Below are 5413 nucleotides of genomic sequence, written 5' to 3'. Positions count from 1 at the left end.
GGCTTCGAACCAGGTGCCGAGCTCCCCTCTGACAATTTCGACGGCATCGTCGAGCTTGCCGATTGCAGCAGGCTTGCCTGTCGCTTCAATGAATTCGATTGCAGCGCTGACCTTCGGTCCCATGGAGCCGGCCGGAAAAGTCCTGCCCGATAGCTCCTTGGGGCTCACGCGCCGGAGCGCCCGAGCGGCCGCTGTTCCGTAGTCGACATAGACGGCGTCGACATCCGTCAGCATAAGCAGCATGTCTGCCTTCAACTCGCGAGCGAGAAGCGAGCTTGCCAGATCCTTGTCGATAACTGCTTCCACACCGCAAAGACTGCCGTCGTCACGGGTTATTACTGGAACCCCGCCGCCACCGGTGCAGATGACGATCACGCCGCGTTGGACGAGGAATGAAATCACCGACGCTTCCAGAATCTCCAGCGGTCGTGGCGAGGGTACGACGCGACGCCATTTATCGCCATCAGGCGCGACTTGCCAGCCGCGCTCGGTGGCAAGCTTGCGTGCGGTTGCCTCATCGTAGACCGGGCCGATCGGCTTCGTTGGGTGAGCGAAGGCCGGATCGTGCGGGTCCACAGTCACCTGTGTCAGCAGGGTTGCGAACAGCCTCTGCTTGAGGAGGTTGCCGAGCTCCTGCTCGATCACATATCCGATCATGCCGGCGCTCTCGGCCCCGAGCACATCGAGTGGAAACGCCCCGTCGCCCGGGCTGGCAGCGGCCTGGAGCGCGAGCAGGCCCACTTGCGGGCCGTTGCCGTGCGTGACTACAACCGAGTGTCCTTCGCCGATGAGTTCGGCGAGCACGGATGCGGCGCGTTTGATGTTGGCGCGCTGGTTCTCCGCCGTCATCGGTTCGCCACGGCGTAGCAGTGCGTTTCCGCCCAACGCGATGACGATAAGCATCTCAGTTGCCGATCGTGGCGACGAGAAGGGCTTTGATCGTGTGCATCCGGTTTTCGGCCTGGTCGAAGACGATCGACGCAGCCGACTCGAACACCTCGTCCGTGACCTCCATGCAGTCGATGCCGTATTCCTTCGCAACGAAGGCGCCGATCTCTGTATCGGTGTTGTGGAATGCCGGCAGGCAATGCATGAATTTGACGTGGGGGTTGCCGGCCGCGGCCATCACCTCGCTGGTGACGCGGTATGGCGTCAAAAGACGAATACGCTCGGACCAGCCTGATTTGTCCTCGCCCATCGACATCCACACGTCTGTGTAAACAAAGTCGGCGTCCTGGACACAGCCCGTCACGTCTTCGTCGAGCCGGAAACGGCCACCGCTGCGTTCCGCCAGGTCCCGGACATGGGCGCAGAATTCCTCATCCGGCCAAAGCTCCTTCGGCGAGGCAACGCGCATATCGATGCCGACCTTGGCTGCTCCCAGCGCCAATGACTGTGCGACGTTGTCACGACCCTCACCGACGAAGGTGACGGTCACATCCGAAAGATGTTTATGCGTGAATTCACGCATCGTCATGAAGTCGGCGAGGATCTGGGTTGGGTGCGCCTCGTCGGTGAGACCGTTATAGACGGGCACGCCGGCATGCGTGGCAAGCAGTTCGGCCTGGTGCTGGCCAAAGCCGCGATACTCGATGGCGTCGTACATGCGGCCGAGCACGCGGGCTGTGTCCTTCATGGACTCCTTATGGCCGATATGGCTGCCGGTGGGACCGAAATAGGTGACGTGGGCGCCCTGGTCATAGGCCGCCACCTCGAACCCGGTCCGGGTGCGGGTCGAATCCTTCTCAAAGATCAGGGCGATGTTCTTTCTGACGAGACGCGGTATCTCGTGACCGGCGAGCTTGGCTGCCTTGAGATCGGCGGCCAGCTTGAGAAGAAAGCGAATCTCGTCGGCCGTGAGATCGTCCAGGGTCAGGACGGAGCGGCCATGAAGATTGATCGACATAGGGATTTCCTTTCGGATCAAATCGGGTCGCGGGCAATCGGACAGGTCATGCAGTGCCCGCCGCCGCGCCCGCGGCTAAGCTCGGCGCCTTCGACCGTGATCACTTCAATTCCTGCACGGCGCAGGAGCGTGTTTGTATAAACGTTGCGGTCGTAGCCGATGACCACACCTGGCTCGACCGCAACAACGTTGTTGCCGTCATCCCATTGCTCGCGCTCGGCCTCGTAGCGGTCGCCACCGGTGGCGATGATCCGCAGCAATTTCAGTCCAACGGCTTCAGCAACAACAGCCGTGAACGGCTTTGTCTCATCGGTGACCTCGACCGCCGCCGCGCCATCGCCCGGCCGCAACGAGAAGGTGCGCAGCCGCTCGACCACCGGCGGGTACATGGTCACCAGGTCGCGGTCGCAGAAGGTGAAGACGGTATCGAGATGCATGAAACTGCGATCCCGCGGCATTAGCGCGGCAATCACACGCGTGGCCTCGCCGGCCGCGAACAGGCTGCGCGCAAGGTCGCCCACGGCTTGCGGCGTGGTGCGCTCCCCCATGCCGACGATAACCGTTCCTCCACCGATCGGCATGACATCGCCGCCTTCCAGGCTGGTGCCTGTTCCCAGATCCGGCGACACAAAGGGAATCCCACTGTCTCGAAACCGGGGATGGAAACGGTAGACAGCTTCGACATTGGCCGCTTCCGGGCGCCTGGCGGGCCAGTACATGGAATTGACGGAGACCGAGCCGTAGATCCAGCAGGAACTGTCGCGGGTGAAAAGCTGGTTCGGCAGCGGCGGCAGCACGAAATCCTGGGGCGCGAGCGTCCTTCCGGTCAGGCCTTTGGGCTCGAACGGAAGCTCCGCTCGGGCGATGCCGCCGACAAGATAGGTCGCGAGCAGTTCCGCAGGCATCTCGTTGAGCCAGCCACGCATCTCGTCGACCATGTCCAGCCCGACGACGCCGGGATGAACCCGGCGGTCGAGAAGCCAGTCGCGGGCCTTGGTCAAGCTCATTGTTTCTGCCAGGAGCTCTCCGAAAGAATGCACCAGCACGCCGCGTTCGCGCAACGCGTCGACGAAGACATCATGCTCCTGGCGGGCCCGCTTGACCCACAGCACGTCGTCGAAGAGCAGCGCCTTGCAGTTCTCCGGTGTCAGCCTGCGCAGGCTGAGGTCCGGACGATGGACCATCACCTCGCGCAGACGTCCGACTTCGGAGTGGACACCCAGGCTTGTCATCGCCGTCATTCCTCTCACAGCGGGCTGATGGCGCCGGTCCACATCTCGTAAACGGCGAGGATGGCGACAGCGATGAGAGTTCCAGCGAGGGCTGCTTCGGCAGGATGGAACACGCGCTGATTGGTTTCGCGGCGCGCCCAGATGTAGAAGATGATGCCGGGCGCATAAAGGATCGCGCACATGAACAGATATGCGGGTCCGGCCGCGTAGACGAGCCACAGTCCGTAGACCGTTGCCAGCAGCCCGGCAAAAAGCGGACCGAAGCGTTGCTCGCCGCTCTCGTAGCTCTCTCCAGTCAGCGCGAGCTTGGCAGCGTAGGCTCCGGAAAAGATGTAAGGCACCAGGATCGCGGCTGACGCGATGTAGAACAGTGCCTGGTAAGTACTCTGTGCAAAGAGCGTGATCACGAGGAAGGCCTGGACGAGCAGGTTGGTGATCAGAAGGGAGATCGACGGCACACCGCGGTCGCTTTCCCAGCCGAAGAATTTCGGCATCGTGCCGTCCTTGGCGGCGACATGTGGAATTTCGGCCGCAAGCAGCGTCCAGCTGAGGAAGGCGCCGATCACGGACACGACAAGCGCGATGTTGATGAGGATGGCGCCCCAAGGACCGACAACCGCTTCCAGCACGCCCGCCATTGAGGGGTTCTTCAGCGCGGCGAGTTCAGGCTGGCTGAGGATGCCGAGCGACAGCAGCGACACCAGGGCGTAAAGCGCGAGGCAGGTGAAGAAGCCGAGTACGGTCGCCGTCGCGATGTCCTTGCGACGTTCGGCGCGGCCGGAAAATACGCTGGCGCCTTCGATGCCGATGAACACCCAAAGCGTCACCAACATCGTGCTCTTCACCTGTGCGGTGATCGAGCCGAGACTGGCGTTGCCCAGACCGGTGAAATCGAGTGACCAGACTTGCAGTTTGAAAGCGACGGCAACAACCCCGACGAACAGGACGATCGGAGCGATCTTGGCCACCGTGACGATGAGGTTCACGACAGCGGCCTGGCGGATACCGGCGAGAACCAGGACGTGGATCAGCCACAGCAGGATCGATGCGCCGAGCACCGCCTGCCAGGTGTTTCCGTCGCCGAATGCCGGAAAGAAATAGGACAGGGCGCTGAACACGATCACGGCGTAGGAGACGTTGCCGACCCAGGCACTGATCCAGTAGCCCCAGGCGCTGTTGAAACCGATGAAGGGACCGAAGCCGGCCTTGGCGTAAGCGTAAGGCCCAGCGTCGAGCTCGGGCTTGCGGGTTGCAAGCGATTGATAAACGAAGACCAGCGCCAGCATGCCGACCGCAGTGATCGCCCAGCCAATCAGGATTGAGAGGGGACCAGCACCTGCCGCCATGTTCTGCGGCAGGCTGAAAACGCCGGAACCGACCATCGATCCAATCACCAATGCGGTCAGGGAACCCAGTCGAAGTTTTGTTGGCGCCGCGGTCGCGACCTTCGGAATAGGGATGATGTTGAAATCAGCCGTAGTCATGATGCTCTCCCAAAAATTGAAGGCTCTGATGGGAGGCAACAGACAAGAAATAAGCGCTAGCTGCCTTGATACGGGTCAAATCCGTTTGCGAGCGGCAAATGGCAAGTTTGGGGTTCCTGGGCGCCCGGGAAAAGCGCTCGCTCATCGAGCTTGCACATGTGTCCGATCCACTCGCCCGATGTCGCGTGGCTGGCTCTCGCCGTCGCCGAACGAATGGCGGCTTGCGCCCCTGAGATCGTCGAGGGCGAGAATCGCTTGGCGCGTTGACAGATCGTCAGGCTATGTCCGCGGGCTCGGCTTTGCGTTTTCGCCCGGTGATCATGGCCCGGACAAGGTTTTCGCGATGGCGAAAGCTTGCCAGCGCGACGCCGCCCATATGGAAAAGGACCAGCAGGAGCAGGCCGTGCGCGGCGAGGCTGTGCGCCGCCTCGACCCATGGCACGCCGAAATAGGCGTCCGTTGTCATCAGCCATCCGGTCAGCGCGGTCGATCCCATCGCCCCGATCAACACGATCACCATCGCGCCGCCGGCCGGATTATGGCCGATGTAGCGGGCTTCGCGACCGCTCAGCAATGCTGAGAGGTAGCGCAGTACTGTTGCCGGATCACGCACGAATTGCGAGAAGCGCGCATAGGGGGTGCCCAGAACGCCCCACAACAAGCGCATCGCGACCAGCGCGGCCGCGGCGTAGCCAGCCCAATGATGGATGTCCTCCGAGGAATGCGAGGTGAGCCAGGCCGTGACGAAGCTGAGCACCAGCGCCCAGTGAAAACTTCGCACGACCCGGTCC

At 62.2% G+C, this 5413-nt stretch carries 5 protein-coding genes; all 5 read right to left on the bottom strand.

Annotated features, from left to right (window positions below; all coding sequences use genetic code 11):
* Positions 1–903: carbamate kinase (arcC, locus tag EN993_RS30515; protein ID WP_127265631.1), on the bottom strand; the 903-nt coding region annotated here is incomplete at its 3' end.
* A gap of 1 nt (position 904) precedes the next feature.
* A complete protein-coding gene (argF, locus tag EN993_RS30510; RefSeq protein ID WP_127265630.1) occupies positions 905–1906 on the bottom strand; it encodes an ornithine carbamoyltransferase in 1002 nt (333 codons plus the stop codon).
* Between the two features lie 17 nt (positions 1907–1923).
* Positions 1924–3138 (bottom strand): arginine deiminase, encoded by a 1215-nt coding sequence (locus EN993_RS30505; RefSeq protein ID WP_127265632.1) that lies wholly within the window; start codon positions 3136–3138, stop codon positions 1924–1926.
* 14 nt (positions 3139–3152) lie between these two features.
* Complete coding sequence (arcD, locus tag EN993_RS30500; protein WP_127265629.1) at positions 3153–4622, bottom strand: arginine-ornithine antiporter; 1470 nt, start codon at positions 4620–4622, stop codon at positions 3153–3155.
* A gap of 274 nt (positions 4623–4896) precedes the next feature.
* Positions 4897–5413 (bottom strand): cytochrome b/b6 domain-containing protein (locus tag EN993_RS30495; RefSeq protein ID WP_127265628.1); only part of this gene is annotated, 517 nt, incomplete at its 5' end.

It is taken from the genome of Mesorhizobium sp. M7D.F.Ca.US.004.01.2.1 (genome assembly GCF_003997785.1).
GTDB classification, from domain to species: Bacteria; Pseudomonadota; Alphaproteobacteria; order Rhizobiales; family Rhizobiaceae; genus Mesorhizobium; species Mesorhizobium loti.
The sequence above is the reverse complement of the archived record's forward strand: the minus strand, read 5'-3'. Positions and strand labels throughout refer to the sequence as shown.